Source organism: Citrobacter sp. Cpo100 (assembly GCF_030332595.1).
Classification (GTDB): domain Bacteria; phylum Pseudomonadota; class Gammaproteobacteria; order Enterobacterales; family Enterobacteriaceae; genus Citrobacter; species Citrobacter portucalensis.
This window is the reverse complement of the sequence record NZ_JAOWHM010000014.1, coordinates 1-349: the sequence shown is the minus strand read 5'-3', so window position 1 is coordinate 349 and position 349 is coordinate 1. Positions and strand designations below refer to the sequence as shown.

The window sequence follows — 349 nt, the reverse complement described above, 5'->3', positions numbered from 1 at the left end:
CTGGATCTGGACGCCAGCGCCTCTATCGGCATCGATACCGTCGCAAGTGATGACATTATCAGTAAAGCCGAGTCCGACCTGCATAAGACGATCATCACGGGGCCGGTTGGCGGCGATGCGCAGAAAGACGATGTTGTCACCTTAACCTTCAATGGCAAAACCTATAGCGGCAAGGTTATTGAACTCTCTAACCACTCGCTGGGCTACAGCATTGAAGTCAGCACCGATAATCTGAAAGATGGCAGCGACCAGAAGGTCCATGTCTCCATTTCAACCGTCGATGAACACGGTAACCCGTCAACGGTAACGCACGACCATATGGTGCATATCGATCTGCACGCGGAAGCGA

The 349-nt window shown here is 52.4% G+C and carries 1 protein-coding gene; it reads left to right on the top strand.

The annotated features are described in order from the left end of the window. Positions 1 to 349, top strand: a 349-nt coding sequence (locus OGX96_RS00725) for an Ig-like domain-containing protein (protein WP_286582004.1), incomplete at both ends; no start/stop codon positions are given.